Origin of the sequence: uncultured Bacteroides sp., from assembly GCF_937912035.1 — a bacterium.
Lineage (GTDB): Bacteria > Bacteroidota > Bacteroidia > Bacteroidales > Bacteroidaceae > Phocaeicola.
The window spans coordinates 23,078-42,397 of sequence record NZ_CALDPF010000033.1 but is presented as its reverse complement, the minus strand read 5'-3'; the positions used below and the strand labels follow the sequence as shown (position 1 = coordinate 42,397).

General features: G+C 42.1%; 18 protein-coding genes. 4 read left to right on the top strand and 14 right to left on the bottom strand.

What is annotated here, in order from left to right:
- Position 1 precedes the first annotated feature (1 nt).
- Genes Q0486_RS08315 through Q0486_RS08285 form a run of 7 tightly spaced genes read right to left on the bottom strand, consistent with a single transcriptional unit; the run spans position 2 to position 7,430 of the window.
- The gene (locus Q0486_RS08315; RefSeq protein WP_299232006.1) at positions 2–2,398 is read right to left on the bottom strand and encodes a glycoside hydrolase family 95 protein; all 2,397 of its coding nucleotides are present in this window, start codon (positions 2,396–2,398) and stop codon (positions 2–4) included.
- Between the two features lie 18 nt (positions 2,399–2,416).
- Positions 2,417–3,667 (bottom strand): uroporphyrinogen decarboxylase family protein, encoded by a 1,251-nt coding sequence (locus Q0486_RS08310; RefSeq protein ID WP_299232004.1) that lies wholly within the window; start codon positions 3,665–3,667, stop codon positions 2,417–2,419.
- 14 nt (positions 3,668–3,681) lie between these two features.
- Entirely contained in the window at positions 3,682–4,707 is a 1,026-nt protein-coding gene (locus tag Q0486_RS08305) for an L-rhamnose/proton symporter RhaT (RefSeq protein ID WP_299232002.1), read from the bottom strand.
- 6 nt (positions 4,708–4,713) lie between these two features.
- Positions 4,714–5,403, bottom strand: a complete 690-nt coding sequence (locus Q0486_RS08300; RefSeq protein ID WP_299232000.1) for a vitamin B12 dependent-methionine synthase activation domain-containing protein — start codon at positions 5,401–5,403, stop codon at positions 4,714–4,716.
- Positions 5,396–6,397, bottom strand: coding sequence for a uroporphyrinogen decarboxylase family protein (locus tag Q0486_RS08295; RefSeq protein WP_299231998.1), 1,002 nt, complete (start codon positions 6,395–6,397; stop codon positions 5,396–5,398). The genes Q0486_RS08300 and Q0486_RS08295 overlap by 8 nt, the downstream gene beginning before the upstream one ends.
- 2 nt (positions 6,398–6,399) lie before the next feature.
- Complete coding sequence (locus Q0486_RS08290) at positions 6,400–7,068, bottom strand: corrinoid protein (protein ID WP_299231997.1); 669 nt, start codon at positions 7,066–7,068, stop codon at positions 6,400–6,402.
- Between the two features lie 38 nt (positions 7,069–7,106).
- Entirely contained in the window at positions 7,107–7,430 is a 324-nt protein-coding gene (locus Q0486_RS08285; RefSeq protein WP_299231995.1) for an L-rhamnose mutarotase, read from the bottom strand.
- A gap of 315 nt (positions 7,431–7,745) precedes the next feature.
- On the opposite strand from Q0486_RS08285, the gene Q0486_RS08280 reads away from it, so the two are divergent.
- Complete coding sequence (locus Q0486_RS08280) at positions 7,746–8,486, top strand: AraC family transcriptional regulator (protein ID WP_299231993.1); 741 nt, start codon at positions 7,746–7,748, stop codon at positions 8,484–8,486.
- 89 nt (positions 8,487–8,575) lie between these two features.
- Here the strand turns inward: Q0486_RS08280 and Q0486_RS08275 are convergent, their stop codons facing one another.
- Genes Q0486_RS08275 through dapB form a run of 4 tightly spaced genes read right to left on the bottom strand, consistent with a single transcriptional unit; the run spans position 8,576 to position 12,330 of the window.
- Positions 8,576–9,211, bottom strand: a complete 636-nt coding sequence (locus Q0486_RS08275; protein ID WP_299231991.1) for a WbqC family protein — start codon at positions 9,209–9,211, stop codon at positions 8,576–8,578.
- Between the two features lie 9 nt (positions 9,212–9,220).
- A complete protein-coding gene (gene lepB / locus Q0486_RS08270) occupies positions 9,221–10,129 on the bottom strand; it encodes a signal peptidase I (RefSeq protein WP_299231990.1) in 909 nt (302 codons plus the stop codon).
- A 4-nt stretch (positions 10,130–10,133) separates the two neighbouring features.
- Complete coding sequence (lepB, locus tag Q0486_RS08265; RefSeq protein ID WP_299231988.1) at positions 10,134–11,558, bottom strand: signal peptidase I; 1,425 nt, start codon at positions 11,556–11,558, stop codon at positions 10,134–10,136.
- A 16-nt stretch (positions 11,559–11,574) separates the two neighbouring features.
- A complete protein-coding gene (gene dapB / locus Q0486_RS08260; protein WP_299231986.1) occupies positions 11,575–12,330 on the bottom strand; it encodes a 4-hydroxy-tetrahydrodipicolinate reductase in 756 nt (251 codons plus the stop codon).
- Positions 12,331–12,411: 81 nt separating this feature from the next.
- Between dapB and Q0486_RS08255 the strand changes: the two genes are divergently transcribed.
- Complete coding sequence (locus Q0486_RS08255) at positions 12,412–13,677, top strand: DUF2851 family protein (RefSeq protein WP_299231984.1); 1,266 nt, start codon at positions 12,412–12,414, stop codon at positions 13,675–13,677.
- Here Q0486_RS08255 and Q0486_RS08250 read toward each other — a convergent pair.
- Positions 13,670–14,611 carry a tRNA-dihydrouridine synthase family protein gene (locus Q0486_RS08250; RefSeq protein ID WP_299231982.1) on the bottom strand — a complete coding sequence of 314 codons (942 nt, stop codon included), beginning with the start codon at positions 14,609–14,611 and terminating at the stop codon, positions 13,670–13,672. The genes Q0486_RS08255 and Q0486_RS08250 overlap by 8 nt on opposite strands.
- Positions 14,612–14,704: 93 nt before the next feature.
- Here Q0486_RS08250 and Q0486_RS08245 point away from each other — a divergent pair, with 93 nt between their 5' ends.
- Both Q0486_RS08245 and dprA read left to right on the top strand, forming a co-directional pair.
- Positions 14,705–15,109, top strand: a complete 405-nt coding sequence (locus tag Q0486_RS08245) for an acyl-CoA thioesterase (RefSeq protein ID WP_299231981.1) — start codon at positions 14,705–14,707, stop codon at positions 15,107–15,109.
- 7 nt (positions 15,110–15,116) lie between these two features.
- Positions 15,117–16,232, top strand: a complete 1,116-nt coding sequence (dprA, locus tag Q0486_RS08240) for a DNA-processing protein DprA (protein WP_299231980.1) — start codon at positions 15,117–15,119, stop codon at positions 16,230–16,232.
- Positions 16,233–16,500: 268 nt separating this feature from the next.
- Here the strand turns inward: dprA and Q0486_RS08235 are convergent, their stop codons facing one another.
- Together Q0486_RS08235 and Q0486_RS08230 are read right to left on the bottom strand one after the other, a co-directional pair.
- Positions 16,501–17,256 carry a succinate dehydrogenase/fumarate reductase iron-sulfur subunit gene (locus Q0486_RS08235; protein ID WP_299231978.1) on the bottom strand — a complete coding sequence of 252 codons (756 nt, stop codon included), beginning with the start codon at positions 17,254–17,256 and terminating at the stop codon, positions 16,501–16,503.
- Between the two features lie 48 nt (positions 17,257–17,304).
- Complete coding sequence (locus tag Q0486_RS08230) at positions 17,305–19,287, bottom strand: fumarate reductase/succinate dehydrogenase flavoprotein subunit (RefSeq protein ID WP_204392579.1); 1,983 nt, start codon at positions 19,285–19,287, stop codon at positions 17,305–17,307.
- Positions 19,288–19,320: the final 33 nt, after the last annotated feature.

Genomic DNA, 19,320 nt, shown 5'->3' with positions numbered 1-19,320 from the left:
TCTATTTATCATCAATAGATAAATGATAAACCTTTCCCTTTATAGTTTTAAACTCTATAATATCATTTCCTATTTTCTTGAAATCAATGTATTTTTCATCATTGTCTTTCAAGACAAAAGATCCGATATTATAATAATTGATTCTACAAACTTCTCCACTTCTGGAATTTATTTCTATATCTATTGCCTTATTGTTTTCCCATTCAACAGAAACTTCAAAATTTCCTCTGGCCACTAAACCTGAATATTTACCTTTACTCCATGCCGAAGGCAATGCCGGCAGAATTGATATATATCCCTCATGACTTTGAAGAAGCATTTCTGCCACACCAGCCGTACCACCAAAGTTACTGTCTATCTGGAACGGTGGACATAGTCCCCAAAGATTCTCCATAACTCCTTTCTTTAACAAAGTTTGATAACAATCATAAGAGGCATCTCCATCTTTCAGTCGTGCCCATGCATTCATTCTGTGGGCTACAGGCCAACCTACCCAAATGCTGGAAATATTACCTCGCCCCTTCAACGCTACACGGGCAGCCTCAAGCCATTCCGGAGTGGTTCCATTGATTAGAGTACCAGGATACAACAAACATAAGTGTGAGATGTGTCTGTGGTGTGGATCACCGATACTTCCGTATGTGGTTTCTTCACGATACTCTTTCAACTGTCCCGATTCTCCAATTAAAACAGGATCCAGTTTCTCCATCTGTCCTTTTACTGTTTTAAGGAAAGGAGAACGTTTCCTTAAGATGCTTGCAGCATTAAGAAAATCATTGAAATTTTCCCATATCATACCTTGATCGAACGTACAACCCTTTGTCTGATAATGTACTCCTTTATGTTGATTCTCTGGAGAAGAAGACGGATCAGCCAAAAGATGTCCTTCTCCATCCGGTTTTAAAGTCTTTGACAAGAACTTTGCCATTCCTTCCAAAGCTGGATATACATGTTCCTCAAGTATGGATCTATCGCGAGTAAAATCATAGTAATCCCAATACAACTTAGTGGTGAATCCACCGGTTCCTGGCCCGGAATGTCCACCCGGAGCACTTATGCTATATGCAGTAGCTCCAGTACCGATAGTCCAACCATTTCCTCCTTTTTCTCTACTCAATGCATCAGGATTATTCTTCTTGATATAATCAATAGCTTTCTGTTCGGCAGCTTTCCTATAAGTCTCATTATAGCAGACAAACGGAGTAAACAATTCAGCTAAATTTGTATTAAACACAGGCCAATAATTCATTTGTACATTTATGTTATGCCAATATCCTCCTGACCACGGACTATAATCATACTGTGTCCATCCTCCCTGAAGGTTAGGTGGCAAAGAACCGTAGCGTGAAGTGGAAATCAACATATAGCGTCCAAACTGGAAATAGAGCTCCTCAAGATATGCACTATGTTCCCCTTGCTTGTATTTTTCTAACAACATATCTGTTGGTATATCAGGGATATTATCTGTGAGTGACAAGTCAACCCTGTTGAAGAAATATTGATAATCCGATATATGTTCTTTTTTCAGATTGTCATAACCCTTCTCAGCTGCAGCAGAAATACGCTTTGTCACAGCATCATGCGGATGTGGATTACCCTTACACTTATCAACACCATTTGACAGGAATACTTTTTCTTCCAACTGATAGGATGTTCCGGCGGTCAAAAATATAACAGCACTATCTGCCTTACTTACACGGATACTTCCATTATCACCATTTTCATCATTAAATGTTTCCAGTTTTCCTCCGTAGTTTATTACTTTTAGCTGTGCCTCGTAATCCAGATCAAAAAACTCCATGTTACCTGAAAGAGTAATCAGATTCCCTTCTGCATTCACTTTTCCGGTACGATTATCTCCAACTCGTCCTGGATTAAGATAAGGAATCATCGGACGAACATTAAATGAAAGACCGCCTGATTTATCCGATTTTAACTTTATCGCAATAACATTCGAAGGATAATTGGCAAAATACTCTCGTGAATATTTCACTCCTCTATATTCATAGCTTACAGTAGAGACTGCATCATTAAGAGAAAGAGTACGTTTATAGTTTTTTGTCTGATTATGATAAAAATCCAGATATATTTCCGCAAAATTGGTAAATCCTCCCCCACCATAACATCCTCTGTTTGCTAGTGTCTTTTCAGACAACTGTATTCTCTCTGTGTCAGTCCTGCCAAATATATTTGCCCCCATATAACCGTTTCCTATTGGCAAAGACCAACGTTCCCAGTCTTCATCGAAAGGAAAACCACGAGACATAACTTTATTATAATCTGCTCCGCGATTGAATGCAGGCCTATTATACCATAATTCATACTCCTTACTTATATTTCCTGCATTTCCTGACAATACGGAATATACTATAATACCAAGTATAAATAACCTCCTCATGTTTATAACATTTTTATATTACTTTCTGTTATTAAATTCTTTCACAGCATCAAACATTGCAATGATATTCTGAGGTGGAACATCAGGCAGAATATTATGAACAGTATTAAATACGAAACCTCCTCCTGCTGACATTATCTCCAATCGTTCAAGAACCTGCCTGCGTACTTCTTCAGGGGAACCGTTATTTAGTGTTCCGACTGTTTCTACTCCACCACCCCAAAACGTACAATCCTTGCCGAATTCCTTTTTCAAAAATTCCGGCTCCATATTAAAGGCATTTGTCTGAACAGGATTAAATATCTCTATACCGGCATCAATCATATCAGGCATAAGGCTCGAAATTGAACCACAGGAATGAATAAATGTATGCATATTACTGTGCGATTTCACATAATCACACAATTGTTTATGCCTAGGCTTGAACAAGGTCTTATAGGTATCCACATCCATAAAAGGACCGGTAGTCATACCAAGGTCATCACCAAACCTTATTATATCCACAATATCACCTACTGAGGCACAAACCTTCTCCAAAGTGGCCAAATGACGTTCCAGAAGCTGGTCAAGCATTTTTGCCACTTCATCAGGTTCGCATAACAGATCCATAAGGAAATTATCCATTCTACGGAGGAATGTTCCCCATTCAAACAAATTACATCCACAGACTATCATCAACGCCTTGTCTGTTGTTTCACGCAGTTGCAAAGTCTTTTCACGAAGTGTCTTCCAAAAATCCGGATCCGAAGAATGATCCCACGGACTATGCACGTATCGTGACCAAAGAACCTTCCCCATTTCTTTGTCCAAAGAAGAATAATCAGAAGGAAATCCGTCTACATACGGGAAATATGTCTGGTCGAAAAAAGTTGCTCCTTTAGGCATCCTGGCCAAGATGCGTACTCCATCATCATCAAGACAGTTATAAGAACCGTCTTCTTGTCTTACAGGATTAAAGCTTACAGGATAAAAGGCTTTATCTCCATTTGCCAGTTCCGTCTCATGCCAGTCGGCAGGCATAGTATTAAAAGCACGGCCAACATCAATTACATCAATACCGAAATGATCTATTATTGACATATCAGGCTGTGCCAGCTGCTGCACTACATCATAAATCCAAACAGGCAAATCATCTCTGCCCATCGCCTTCAGCAAATTAGAATACGCTATCGCAGATATACCTGAACTTGGAGTTGCCCCCATATCCACCGGCACCTTGTCCGGCTCTTTATGCGCAATTGCCGCTAAAACTCTTTCTCTTGAATTCATATATTTCCCTTATTTTAATTACTACTTATTCCTATTATAAACGATGATATCACCAGAATCACAAGTCCGATATACATAATCCTCCTTACCTGAGGTGTCACATGTTTCCATTCACCTCTATATAGCCCCCATATTGTGGCAGAAACTATTGTCAGAGACATGAGTATACCCCATGCCGTAAAAGAATATTCCCCCATAAAACTCTTCCCCATTCCATAGGTTATCATATTTATAAACCATAAAAAGCCAGCCAATGCACAAAACAGATAATTTGGCACCACACTTCCATGTGGAGAAGATTTAAACAATCTGATATTTCCATTCTTCTTAGCCACTGATATACACCAGATTAATGTGACAGAAAAAGACCCTAAAAATAATATGGCAACGACAGGAAGTATTATAAACAGTTCGTTGACACCTTTATCCAGAAACATATCCGATATGGCATTACCCTGTTCAATACCTAAAGCCTGGGAAGCTCCTGTTACACCGACAAAAAGAGCAAGCAGAATACCTTTTCTGAAATCCAAAGCTGAATTCTGTTCCGGCGCAGACATACTATCCTTCTTGTATCCTGAATATGCGCTTACCGCAACTCCTATTATTCCTATTGCAAGTCCCATTACCATCATTTTACCTCCGGATCCGGCAAATATACCGGAAATTCTACCATCCAGCATTGGAGGTATGACAGTTCCAAGTACCATCATAAGACCAAGAGATATGATATATCCCAATGACACACCAAGATATTTCAGCGAAAGACCGAATGTGAGATTACATATTCCATATAATACACCTAGAAAGAAAATCCTACATATCACGCCTGAAGGACATGACAACAGTACTGACATAAAATCCGGACAAAAAAGCATACACGAAACTGCTGGAACAACAACATACGCGAACAGACTATATATCAGCCAATAGTTTTCCCATTCCCACCCTTTTACCTTTTCAAAAGGTATAGAGAAACTTCCTGAAGAGAAAGCTCCAATGGAAATAATTGCTATACCATACAACAAATCTAAATTCATAGGCTGTTATTTTTTGATTTTACGATATACACATGATTTACTGTTACATATACTGCAACCGTACGGATACTTTTTTATATCTTTACCAATACCTATTATTCCACTGACAGACTTGATAGGTTGCATCAGGCACGATTCAGTAAGAGTCACTCCTGTACTATTATCACCAATGAGAGAGAACAGTACCTGTTGCCCATTTACAGGCCATTCACAATAACCCGGACTATATCTGTTACTTATTTTCAAACCTGCTGAATTCATTTCTTTTTCCAGCAGGAATTGGATATGGTCCATTGCATTCTCTACTGTAACAGAACCTATAGAGTCAACAATAAACGCTTCAGGAAAATCTCCCTTTTCAAAATACTCATCAGACAATTCTGAAAACACCTCACCTGCCGTACAGACAAAAGCTGCGAGATGTGACGCATTTCTCATATAAGAGGTAACCCTTCGCCCTGATTCAAGGACTTTTCCACCACAGTTTATTATGCCGTTCTCTACATCAATTTCTCCGCAAGGAGATATTGAATATCCTCCTATTATGCCACAGTGGTCTTTCAATCGTTCCAACACACTATTAATCATCGGCAACAAATCATTGTAAGCCCCCTCATCATGAATTTGAAGGGCGGCCGCCAACGATTTGTCGTCCGGACAAACATCTGTGAATTTGAACCGAAACTCCCTAAACATATTTTCCCGTATTAAAATCATTCAAGGCTTTGAAGAATGACTTGATATTTTCTGCAGAAACCCCAGGTGGCATATCACATCCTGATGAGATTACAAAATTCCTGTAAGACGATGTTTTTTTAAGTAACGAAATGGTTTCATTATAAACATCTTCAGGCGAGGACTGTTTGAACAGTTCTACCGGATTCAGATTACCCATTACTAGAACTGTTTCCGGACATTCATCAAGTGCCTTCTTCATATCAATGGCATTACCGAAATGTAATGCACCTGCACCAGTTTCTACCATTGCTCCAGTACATTGTCCTGTATTACCACAATTATGCAGAATTACAACAAAATCATCGTCCTGAACAGCATCAACTATCTGTTTCACATAGGCAGAAGAAAATTCCATGCATTCCTCATTCGATAAAAGTCCGGCTGCCGGTTCAGCGATTATAACTCCTGTCGCTCCCAATGCCTTAAAAGCCTTACAATAGTCGATTATAAAGCGTGTACACTTGTCAAGCAGAATCTTGACAGCCTCAGTATCAATATAAATTCCTACCATTATTTCAGACATATCATAAAGTCGGCCGGCAAGTGAGAATGGACCAATACAACCTGAGAAAACAGGTTTATCAGTATTTTCCACTGCCAATCTGTTGGCTTTAAGATATTCCGGCACACGAGCTGTATTCAATGCAGGTATCTCAAGATTCCTTGCACCTTCCTCGTCACATACAAGACGACCTGTCACATTCGGAATCTCATGTTCTGTCATCAGAACCTCGGCTCCAAAAGCTTCGGCCTCAACAGTAAGATCCATTATTACCGTACTGGCAATAGTGTGATATGTATCCAGAATATTTTTAATAGCCTGATAATGTATTTCCCCGTTCGTAACAGCTTCGCGTGTAGTATGACCTATCGCCTCAATACCAGGATGAGTCATTATAAGTAAAGCCTGTCGGTTCTTCTCATTTAAAATCTTATCAACCCATTTATTCATGACTATGACACTATAGAGTTCAACCAATTGATATTTTCCTGAGGATCCTTGGCATAAGAATCAGCTCCTATTTCTGCAGCAAACTGTGCATTAAGCGGCGCTCCACCTACAACAATCTTTGTATCAGGATGCTTTTCGCGGATTGCAGAAATCATTGGCTTCATGTTACTCATTGTCGTAGTAAGCAATGCTGACATACCACAAACACCTCCAGGATGTTCATCCAATGCCGAGATATATTTTTCTGCAGACACATCCACTCCCAAATCAACAACTTCCCAACCTGCACCTTCAACCATCATTGCAACCAGGTTTTTCCCTATATCATGCAAGTCGCCGGCCACAGTTCCAACTATAAAAACTCCTTTTCTCTTGATATCCCCACACAAAAAATAAGATTTCAGGTGTTTCATAGCCTCATTCATTGCTTTAGCAGACAACAACATCTGTGGAACAAAAATTTTCCCTTCCGTAAACTTTTCACCAACCTTGGTCATTGCAGGAATCAAAGAATCATCCAATATAACCTGTGGTTCCACACCGGCATCCAATGCTTCTTTTGTGAGTTCAAAAGCTCCCGGCATCCCCTTCATTGTAGGAGGATATGGAGAAGCCTGGTTTATTTTCCCCATTTCTACACATTCTTGCAATCTTGTCAATAATTCATTCATGGTATTTTAGTCTTTTAAAATTAAACTTATATAAGAAATCAGTCACAATGGAATACTTCTTCCATTTCAGCCCACCACTCACCTGGTTTTCTATCTTTTAATGGAATCTGACACGGTCCGCACAGTTTCCACCATTCTTGTGTTACAGGATCTGCTGACATTTTTGCCATATCCGCTTCATAATCATCACCTATATACTCATAATAACTGTAAAGCATGCCGTTTCTATAATATATAGAGTAATTACGTATATTACACAATTTAATCATCTCAAGAACTTGAGGCCAGACTGCAGAATGAAGTTTTTTATACTCTTCCAGTTTTTCAATATCGACACCTATTAAGCTTCCTACTCGTTTCATTATTAAGATTTTACTTAGTGATTAACATTTGATTTTCACAAAAATATATTGTTTTCAACGCAGAAGGAAATAAAAAACATTCTAAAACTTTGCAAAATCCGACATTGATTACGAATTAATAATTAATATTGCAATATTGAATACTTACATATCATAAACATTATCACTATGAAATACGCTAACTATCAAAATACACTTTCCCTAAACATGATCTACACCGGACACTGCCAAGTCGGTAAAGAATGGTGTTACAAAAATATAATAAGCCCATTCACCAGAATATACCTGATTGATAAAGGCTCAGCTTTTATATATATGAACAAGAAAAAATATGAGCTTAACGAAGGAGATATGTTCATTATACCCAAGTTCACCTTTCATACATACGAATGTACAGATTATATGAGCCACTACTATATTTGTTTTATAGACCAATTGATAGGTGGAAAAAATATATTTGAGTATGCAGACATTATATATAAGACCAAGGCTACTGAGTTAGAAAAATGTCTGATGAAAAGATTTCTTGAACTTAATCCGGGATGTCATATAATAAACCCTGATCCAAAAACATACGACAATAAACCGGAGCTATTCACTATAAACAGGGAAAATGGAAATATGGAGTTCAAGAAAGATATGGAAAGCAATGGTATACTGCTGCAATTATTTTCAAAATTTATAAGCGGTAACAGCCAACTACTATCAAAACAAAATGATTCTTATAAAAGAATGGTAAAAGTATTCAATTATATAAATAATAACCTAAACAAGAACATACATGTATCCGACCTGTCTGAAATCATGTATATGAGTCCTGACCATTTCACACGAATATTCAAATCGATAAACGGACTTACTCCAAACCAGTATCTACAACTCAAACGAATAGAAAGAGCACAAACACTTATGATTTCATCTACCATGTCAATAAAAGAAATTGCTGAGGAGATAGGAATACCCAATATTTCACAGTTCTCAAAACTCTTTCATAAACTGACAGGAATGCCACCAAGCACGTATATAAGAAAAGATTATACTATAGAAAACCAATAATCGAAAAAACGTGTGCACGTTCGATTCAAAACGCATTCACATTGACTCTCAAATATGGGCAAATTTTACTTTAAACTTGCCCACGTTTTTCAGAGACTGTCTCTCAACACCAGGATACTCTCAGGTCCCATATTGAAGAGCAAATCCACTATACTTAAATCCGGCTGGAAACCGTGGCGGGAATCAAATACTTGATAGTATGACACCGGATGATAGAACAAAGTCATATCTTCTGCAGATTTTTTAGGATGTATAGCCTCACGCAAGTCAAGGACACCCTCGCCGGCATCCATATACTCACCGGTTGGAACAAGTTCCGGCTGGATATCTATCTGTTCGCAAAGCCACTGTGTGAGTTCCATATTGAAATCGTAAAGAAACTCATATTTCCTGTCGAAAAAGGCATTGAACTCATCTGCATAATAATCGAAGAAAGGGCTTTGCTTATATGCAGCCACAAACGCGTTGCGGTGCACATGACGCCAGTTGCCATGTTCCGACACCCTTATATCCTTCATGGCACACTTGCCTTCGGACGATTTCTCCACAGGTATGGTCAGCGCCAGAGGACCGTCGGCCGAAGCAATAACACATCTGTTGCGGTATGTCTGCTTCATGTAGTGGTCGTACCTCTCAATATAAGCTTTCCTGCATGAATACAATGCTGCGAAATATGAAACCGGAGCCAGATATGCCGACCCGAGGATAATATCTTTACTTTCCATCTTCTGTGTCTATTGAATTTTTTTCATGAACCGTCCCTCCTTCGAAGGATACCATATTCTTAATGCCTTGCCTATGATATGGCTTTCCGGCACAAAGCCGAACAGGCGCGAATCGTTAATGTTTACAGGATCATTGGACACCATCCAATAGTAATCCTGCGAGAATGTATATTCTTTCACCGGCTCTCCGTTCACAAATACCGTGTCGCCCTTCATATATGCATTGCGTTTCTCATGCAGAGTTATCATATTACCTATCAAGGCAGCATTCCACGGATATATCTTTACGGGAGTACCCTTCTGCGGAACCACGAAAGGATATGCCTTACGGCTGTTCTCCGGATAAAGTGGCACAAGCTTAACCTTTCTGTCAAGCCTTTGTGTAATGAGATAATGTTCGTAATAGCTGAAACTCCTGATATAATTACCTTCCGGAGTATATCCTGCAAGCTGGTTGTCCGTTATTCCAAGAGAATGAAGAACACTATCCATAACCTCTTCACTGTCTGCAGGATAGGAATAAAGCACCTTTGTATCAGGACTGAATACATCCGTTCCCTCAGCAATAAGCTGATTGTTCAGCATCAGCGTATCCCCCGGAGTTCCTATACATCTGCTGATATAGAGCTCTCTCCTGTCTATTGACAATGATGTATCCGCAGGCATCGGATTATTGAATACCACTATATCACCCTGTCTGACTTCCGAAGGAAGCAGTCTTTTATAGCCGAACACCGACTGCAGAGGCACACGCCAGCCGTAACTCCATTTGCCCACCAGGACTCCCTCTCCTCGGTAAAGTGTGTTCTCCATGCCTGAAGAAGGTATAAAACATGATGTGACAAACAGGGTTCTTACGATAATCACCGCCAGTACGGCTATGACTATGACTCTGATATATGTCAGCCAGGGTTTCAAGAAGTTATTTTATATTATCTACGAACTTAAACAATCTGTTCCAGCGTACTTTTCCGTCAAACCATCCTCTGTCCTTATCGAGCGACAGCCAGATGAAGATAGGCTTACCCACGATATGATCCTCAGGAACAAATCCCCAGAAACGTGAGTCAGCAGAATTATGACGGTTGTCACCCATCATCCAGTAATAGTCCATACGGAAGGTATATTTGTTTGTTTCCTCGCCGTTTATATAGATTTTGCCGTCCTTCACTTCCAGCTTGTTGCCTTCGTACACATGTATAGGGCGTTCATATATAGGAAGATTGTCTATTGTCAGTTCTATTGTCTCACCCTTCTTAGGTATCCATACAGGTCCATAGTTGTCGGTTGTCCATCCAGTAAGCTTATTTACAGGATACAAGCCTCCCGCATCATCACCCGGAACATCTGTTATTGATTTCACAAGATCCTTGCGAGCAAGCAAAGCAGCCTTGGCTTTCTCCGTAAGCGGAATGTTATAAACCGATTCTTGCGGATAGTAAGCCATAAGGTCTTCCTGACTTAGGCCAAGCTCTTTGCACAGTTCATCAGGAAGCTGACGTGTGGTCTGTACGAAATATCTGTACTGTACATTGTCCGGCTCCTTGTTTGCCTTACCGTCAAGATAAACTATCTTGTTTTTTATTTCAAGAGTCTGTCCAGGAAGTCCTACGCAGCGTTTCACATAGTTCTCGCGTCTGTCAACAGGACGGCTCACAACTTCGCCGAACATAGACTTGTTTTCATCAATATATCTGCGGCCCACAGCATAATAATAGTCATATACATCACGCTGCTGAAGCGGAGTAAGAGCCGACATATCAACAGGTTTGGAAAGTTCCTTACCAGCCTGATAGCTTATGCGGTAGATATCCTCTGCCGGCATTGCTGTAGCCACAGTATCACCTGCAGGGAAGTTGAACACCACGATATCGTTAAGCTGCACATGGCCGAGAGCTTCCACACGCTTATAATCCCATTTAGGCCATTCCAAATACGACTTGCAGTTGAACACCGGAAGAGTGTGCTGAGTAAGCGGCATGTGAAGTGGAGTCTGCGGAATTCTTGCTCCATAACTCATCTTGCTTACAAACAGATAATCGCCCACAAGCAACGACTTCTCCAGCGAAGACGAAGGAATGACGTAGTTCTGGAAGAAATACAGATTGACGAAATATACTGCCACCAAAGCGAATACAATGGCATCCACCCAACTCATCACAGTTACGACAAGCGGATTGGTAGATTTCTTCCACCATGTCCAAGGTATTTTCTTGGTTATATAAACATCGAAGATAAACGGTATGGCAACTATACCAAGCCAGCTTTTCAGCCAGATGATGAATGCCAGATAAAGAGCCATTGCTATGGCGAACTTTATCCATTGTTTGCGTGATGCCTGTATCATGCTTGAGAATTAATAATTAAAAGTTAAACAAGTCATTCATACCCAGGAATCCTGTATGCTCTGCAGTGTATTCTGCCGCAAGCACTGCACCAAGGGCAAATCCCTTACGGTTCTTTGCATCGTGAGTAATGATGATAGAATCAGCTTCAGATTCGTATGTTATTGTGTGGATACCCGGCACCTCGTCGCGACGTATTGCGCTCACCGGCATTTCGTTTGGAGCACACTCAGTGGTACCTGTCAAAGTTCCGTCCGGTGCGGTAAGTGTACCCATAACCCATTTATCCTTACGGTCAAGGTTCTCCAGAATACCTTCAGCCAGAGTAATGGCAGTACCGCTTGGAGCGTCAAGCTTATGAATATGATGAGTTTCCACCATTGACACATCATATCCCGGGAAATTATTCATTATGCGAGCCAGATATTTGTTTACGGCAGAGAAAATAGCCACGCCAAGACTGAAATTTGACGACCAGAACAGTGTTGCGCCTTCCTCGGCACACATGCGTCGCATCTCATCACCATGTTCGCCCATCCATCCTGTACTGCCTGAAACCACCTTTACACCATTCTTGAAAGCCGACAAGCAGTTGTTGTAAGCCACAGAAGGAGCTGTAAACTCTATAGCCACATCAGCCGAACGGAACGCTTCCGACTCGAAATCCTGTGTATTGTTTATATCTATGATGCTAACAATCTCATGTCCGCGTGAAAGGGCAATCTTTTCTATCTCTTTGCCCATTTTTCCATATCCAATTAATGCTATCTTCATATTTTTCGATTTATTTTAGCCACAAAGATAATGCTTTTCATTATAAATCATTACATTTAGGCAATATTTACACTCGTTAGCATGGAACAACTTTTACATTACGTATGGAAACACAAACTTTTCCCACTTAAGCCGTTACGTACTACAGACGGCATGGAAGTGGAAGTCATCGACCCGGGATTATGGAACACCAACGCCGGTCCCGACTTCTTCAATGCCAAAATCAAGATAGGCGGTGTATTGTGGGTGGGAAACATCGAAATACACCTCAAAGCTTCCGACTGGAAGATGCATCATCATGACACCAATTCCGATTACGACAACGTAATTCTCCACATAGCCTCCGACATCGACTATGAGCCATACCGACCAAACGGCGAAAAGATTCCACAAATGGAACTGCACTACCCCACATACCTTGTTGACAGCTACAACGAGCTGATACGCACGGCACACTATCCTGCCTGCTACAGGCTCATCCCGTCGCTGTCCAAGCTCCTTATGTACAGTTGGCTGAACACACTCCAGATAGAGCGTTTCGAAGAAAAAACGGAACGCATAATGAGACTAATGGAAAAATATAACAACAACTGGGAAGACGTGTTCTTCATCACCATGGCGCGCAATTTCGGCTTCGGGACCAACAGCGAAGCATTCGAACTGTGGGCACAAACCATTCCGCTAAGAGCAGTAGACAAGCATCGCGACAGTCTGTTCCAAATAGAAGCCATATTCTTCGGACAAGCAGGACTGCTTGATGCAGCATACGACGAATATACCGATAAATTGTTGAAAGAATATACATATCTGAAACACAAGTTCGGTTTCACTACCTCGGACAACTGCCGCTGGAAACTGCTACGCATGCGCCCCGGAAACTTTCCTCACGTAAGGATTGCACAGCTGGCGAAACTATATCACACATCGCATGGTCTGCTGTCAAGAATTCTCGAAGCTGAAACAATAGAACAACTGAGACCTATGCTCGAAACAGACACCTCGGAATACTGGATTACGCACTATACCTTTGGCGAAGTATCCACTCCCGTAAAGAAAAGCCTCAGCACATCATCAATTAACCTGCTTATTATAAACACTGTAATACCGTTCCTCTATGCCTACGGCAAGCACAGAGGAATAAACCGCCTTACGGCACGTGCCTCAGAGATGCTTGAAACTCTGAAACCGGAAAACAATTTCATCACACGAATGTGGAAAGAATGCGGAGTGGAGGCCACACATGCAGGCGACAGTCAGGCCCTGATACAACTTAAAAAGAATTATTGCGATCCGAAGAAATGCCTGTACTGCCGCATCGGGTTTGAGTATTTGAAAAAAACTATCTAACCCCTTCAACCTCGTTCAAATAAACAGACAGCTTATTTGCCTTGTGGATGGCTTTCCTTTTCTTCTTGTCAAGTTCGGGAAGCCAGTACTCCCACATGGATTTCATCTTAAGCAGAAGCTGTGCATCGCCGCCCTCGATAGTTTCCGAATATCTTTGATACATCAGAGCGTGCATACGGCGTACCTTGGCATACAGTTCGTCCTGTTTAAGTTCCAAAGCTGATTTATATACTGCAGCCAAAGCACCGTCGGCAAGCAGTCCGCGACCAATCATCACGCCATACAAGTCGGGGAACTTATCGACAATCCTGTTTATATCTGCCACACTACACAAATCACCATTATACACCAATGGTTTGCGACATTCAATATAGAACTTCGCAAAAGCATCCATATCCACCTCACCCTTATACTGCTGCTTGCCGATACGAGGATGAAGAGTTACCATTTTCACCTCGGATGCATTTATTGCAGGAAGTATCTCTTTCCATTCATCTGCAGAAACCTGCCCCAGCCTCATCTTCACACTGAAGCTTATACCGTCAGCCGCATAAGCATTAATGCACTCCATAAGCGCAGCCACCTTTTCAGGATATTGCAATATGCCGCTACCCTTCCCCCTGTTAGCTATCAGCGGAAAAGGACAACCCATATTGAGATCAATCTCTTTATATCCTAAAGAAACAATGAAATCTGCCAAAGCCTTCATTTCTTCAGGCTCGGAAGCCATAATCTGAGGAATCAGCCTTATGCCACTATTATTCTCAGGCAACAACTCGCGCCTGTCCTTATTGCGCAGTCCGCCTTTTTCATATCTGATGAAGGGAGTGAAATAAGCATCCACCCCGCCAAACACTTCATTATGTGCCACACGCCATGCAGCCTCCGTAAAACCCTGCAACGGAGCCGCAAAAATCTTAAGTTCCTTATCCATAGATGCAAAAATATGAAGAATATTCCTTGCAACGATAGATATAAGAGGATTTTTCCGTATGTTTGTAACTAATCAATACTAAAAAGACTAAGAATGAAATACATCTTCGAACTGCAAATGAAGGTGCGCGACTACGAATGCGACCTTCAGGGCATAGTGAACAATGCCAATTACCAGCACTACATCGAACACACCCGCCACGAGTTCCTCTCATCTCTGGGAGTAAGTTTCGCACACCTTCACGACGAAGGCATAGACCCTGTAGTGGCAAGACTGAACATGGCTTTCAAGACACCGCTGAAGAGTGGCGACGAATTCATCTCCAAACTATACATCAAGAAAGAAGGAATAAAATACGTGTTCTATCAGGACATATTCCGTCTGTCCGACATGAAGCCTGTAATAAAAGCCACAGTGGAAACCGTATGCGTGATAAACGGCCGCTTGGGCGACAGCGAGGTATTCAACACTATCTTCTCACCATATTTCAGCGAATAACACCACCATGAACGAAGAACTGCTTTACACAATGGCACTCACCCGTCTGCCCGGACTCGGCATGATAGGCGCACACCGTCTGATGGAGGCGGCAGGCTCGGCCACAACAATATTCAGCAATGCCAAGAATCTTAAAGACATCGTGCCCGATGTATCACAGAAAGTGATTGACGCGATAGTCAACTGCGATGTGCTGCGCCTGTGTGAAGCAGAGATACGTTTTGCCGAGAAGAACGGCATCAGATGTCTTACACTTAATGACGAGGACTATCCGTCGCGCCTACGTGAATGTGATGACGCGCCATTGCTGTTATTCTATAAAGGTACAGCCAACCTGAACAGCCTGCATATAATCAACCTGGTAGGCACACGCCATGCCACCGAATACGGCAGAGACATCTGCCAACGCTTCATCAGCGAACTACATGAAATAATGCCCGACGTGCTTATAGTAAGCGGCTTGGCATACGGCATCGACATAAACGCCCATAGAGCAGCGCTCCAATACGGTATGGATACTGTAGGCGTACTGGCACACGGCCTCGACAGAATCTATCCGGCTGTCCACCGACGTACGGCAGCCGAAATGCTCAATCACGGCGGACTGCTAACCGAATACCCGAGCGGAACAAATCCCGACAGACAAAACTTCATAAAACGCAACAGGATAGTAGCAGGAATGAGCGACGCCACCATAGTAGTGGAATCGGCAGCCAAAGGCGGCGCACTGATCACTGCCGATATAGCAGAAAGCTATAACCGCGACTGTTTCGCTTTCCCAGGACGTATATGTGACGAATTCTCAATAGGCTGCAATGCCCTTATCCGCAGCAACAAAGCAACCCTACTGCAAAGCGCAGAAGAACTGGTAAAAGCCATGAACTGGGATTATACCCCTACACCCAATCCGCGCGAAGGCATACAGCGCCAGCTGTTCCCCGACCTCACTCCGGAGGAAGAACTCGTAACTTCGCAATTGGAAAAGAATCCTGACGGACTGCAGATAAACACTATTGTCGTCAATACCAATATCCCTATAAACAAGATAACCGGCATACTGTTCGAAATGGAGATGAAAGGGATAGTGCGAGCTCTGGCTGGAGGGGTTTATAAACTGGTATAAAAAAAGGGGACAACGCCTTGTCCCCGTACCTTGTTAACCTTAAATCTAATACTATGAAAAAAATCACTTTGCAAATGTAGAAAATACACGCATTAATTGCAAGTATTACTCCAATAAAACTTATTCATTTAAAAATATTTCACATTAAAAGCTATAATATTAATACAATTACAATCTGAAAGTCGGAAAAAAGCGACATGAAAACAATAAAAAAATCCGGCTTCAAACCAATGAAACCGGATTCTGATATTTATATATATGACTGATATTAGTCTTTCAGTTTTGCCTTGATGAAGTCGCGGTTCAAGCGGGCAATGTTGCTGATAGAAACGCATTTCGGACATTCTGCTTCACAAGCACGAGTGTTTGTACAGTTACCGAAACCAAGTTCGTCCATCTTAGACAACATAGCTTTTGCACGACGCAAAGCTTCCGGCTTACCCTGAGGGAGAAGGTTCAACTGGCTAACTTTTGCAGAAACGAAAAGCATAGCAGAACCGTTCTTACATGCAGCTACACAAGCACCACAACCGATACATGTAGCAGCATCCATAGCTTCGTCAGCGATTGTCTTAGGGATAAGGATAGCGTTAGCATCCTGAGGAGCACCTGTACGTACGCTTACGAAACCACCAGCCTGCATAATCTTGTCGTATGCAGAACGGTCAACCATCAAGTCCTTAATTACAGGGAAACCTGCAGAACGCCATGGTTCAACTGTGATAGTGTCACCGTCTTTGAAACGACGCATGTAGATCTGGCAAGTAGTAGCACCTGTTGCAGGTCCGTGTGGATGTCCGTTGATGTACAATGAGCACATACCGCAGATACCTTCACGGCAGTCGTGGTCGAATACTATAGGTTCTTTACCTTCTTCAATCAACATTTCATTCAAGATATCGAGCATTTCGAGGAATGAAGTATCACCCGGAATGTCTTTCATCTGGAATGTATCGAAATGACCTTTATCCTTAGGTCCGTTCTGACGCCATACTTTCAGCGTAAATGATATATTTTTATCCATTTTACTTCTTTTCTTTAAATTGTTTTACTTCGTCTCAGATTAGCTCAATTAGCTCTTGTAGTTACGAGTCTGTACTTTGATTGCTTCGTAAACCAATGGTTCCTTATAAAGTACAGGAGCCTTGTCGTCGCTTCCCTGGTATTCCCAGCAAGCTACATAGAAGAAGTTTTCGTCATCACGCTTAGCTTCACCTTCTTCTGTCTGGTGTTCTTCACGGAAGTGACCACCGCAAGATTCTTCACGGTTCAAAGCATCGTAAGCGATAAGCTGACCCATTGTGATGAAGTCGTCAAGACGGAATGCCTTGTCAAGCTCGATGTTCATACCTTCTTTTGAGCCAGGGATAAACAGTTCTGTTTCGAATTCCTTGCGGATTTCTTTCAGACGAGCCAGACCTGTCTTCAAGCCTTCTGCAGTACGTCCCATACCTACATATTCCCACATTACGCGGCCCAATTCCTTGTGGATTGAGTCAACTGACTTCTTACCCTTGATGTTCATCAGGTGGTCAATCTTAGCCTGAACAGCCTTTTCAGCTTCAGCGAATTCAGGAAGATCTGTAGAGAAGCGAGGAACAGTGATCTGGTCTGACAAGTAGTTCTGGATTGTGTATGGCAATACGAAGTAACCGTCAGCAAGACCCTGCATCAATGCAGATGCACCAAGACGGTTTGCACCGTGGTCAGAGAAGTTACATTCACCGATTGCGAACAGACCCTTGATAGTTGTCTGAAGTTCGTAGTCAACCCAAATACCACCCATTGTATAGTGGATAGCAGGATAAATCATCATTGGGTTGTAGTATTTGCGTCCGTTGATTTCTTTTGCAAGTTCACCCGGATTAACGTCTGTGATTTCTTCGTACATATCGAAGAGGTTACCGTAACGCTGACGAACTACATCAAGACCGAGACGTTCGATACTTTCAGAGAAGTCAAGGAATACGGCAAGACCTGTGTTGTTAACACCGAATCCGTGGTCGCAACGTTCCTTGGCAGCACGTGAAGCAACGTCACGTGGAACAAGGTTACCGAATGCAGGATAACGGCGTTCCAAATAGTAGTCACGGTCTTCTTCAGGGATATCGCTACCCTTCTTGGTTCCGGCCTGAAGTGCTTTAGCGTCTTCAAGTTTCTTAGGAACCCAGATACGACCGTCGTTACGAAGTGATTCTGACATCAATGTAAGCTTAGACTGCTTGTCACCGTGTACAGGAATACATGTCGGGTGGATCTGAACGTAAGCAGGGTTAGCAAACATAGCTCCCTTACGGTAGCAAGACATAGCAGCTGTTACGTTACATGCCATAGCGTTAGTAGAAAGGAAATAAGTGTTACCGTATCCACCAGTAGCAATAACTACTGCGTGAGCAGCGAAACGTTCAAGTTTACCAGTTACGAGGTTCTTTGCAATGATACCGCGAGCACGGCCGTCAACCAAAACCACGTCAAGCATTTCGTAACGAGTATATAATTTAACTGTACCGGCACCTACCTGGCGGCTCAATGCAGAGTATGCACCAAGAAGCAACTGCTGGCCAGTCTGACCTTTAGCATAGAAAGTACGTGATACCTGAGCACCACCGAAAGAACGGTTGGCAAGTGTACCGCCGTATTCACGAGCGAAAGGAACACCCTGTGCCACGCACTGGTCGATAATATTGTTTGAAACTTCGGCAAGACGGTAAACGTTAGCTTCACGAGCACGATAGTCACCACCTTTCACTGTATCGTAGAAAAGACGATATACAGAGTCACCGTCGTTCTGATAGTTCTTAGCAGCGTTGATACCACCCTGTGCAGCGATAGAGTGTGCACGACGTGGAGAGTCCTGGATACAGAAGTTGAATACACGAAATCCCATTTCACCAAGTGAAGCGGCAGCAGAAGCACCTGCCAAACCTGTACCTACAACGATGATATCCAAGCGGCGTTTGTTAGCCGGGTTCACCAATTTCTGGTGAGCTTTATAGTTAGTCCATTTCTCAGCTATTGGGCCTTCAGGAATCTTAGAATCTAAAACTTTAGTCATAATGTTTTTAATTTAATCAGTTACACTTTTCAA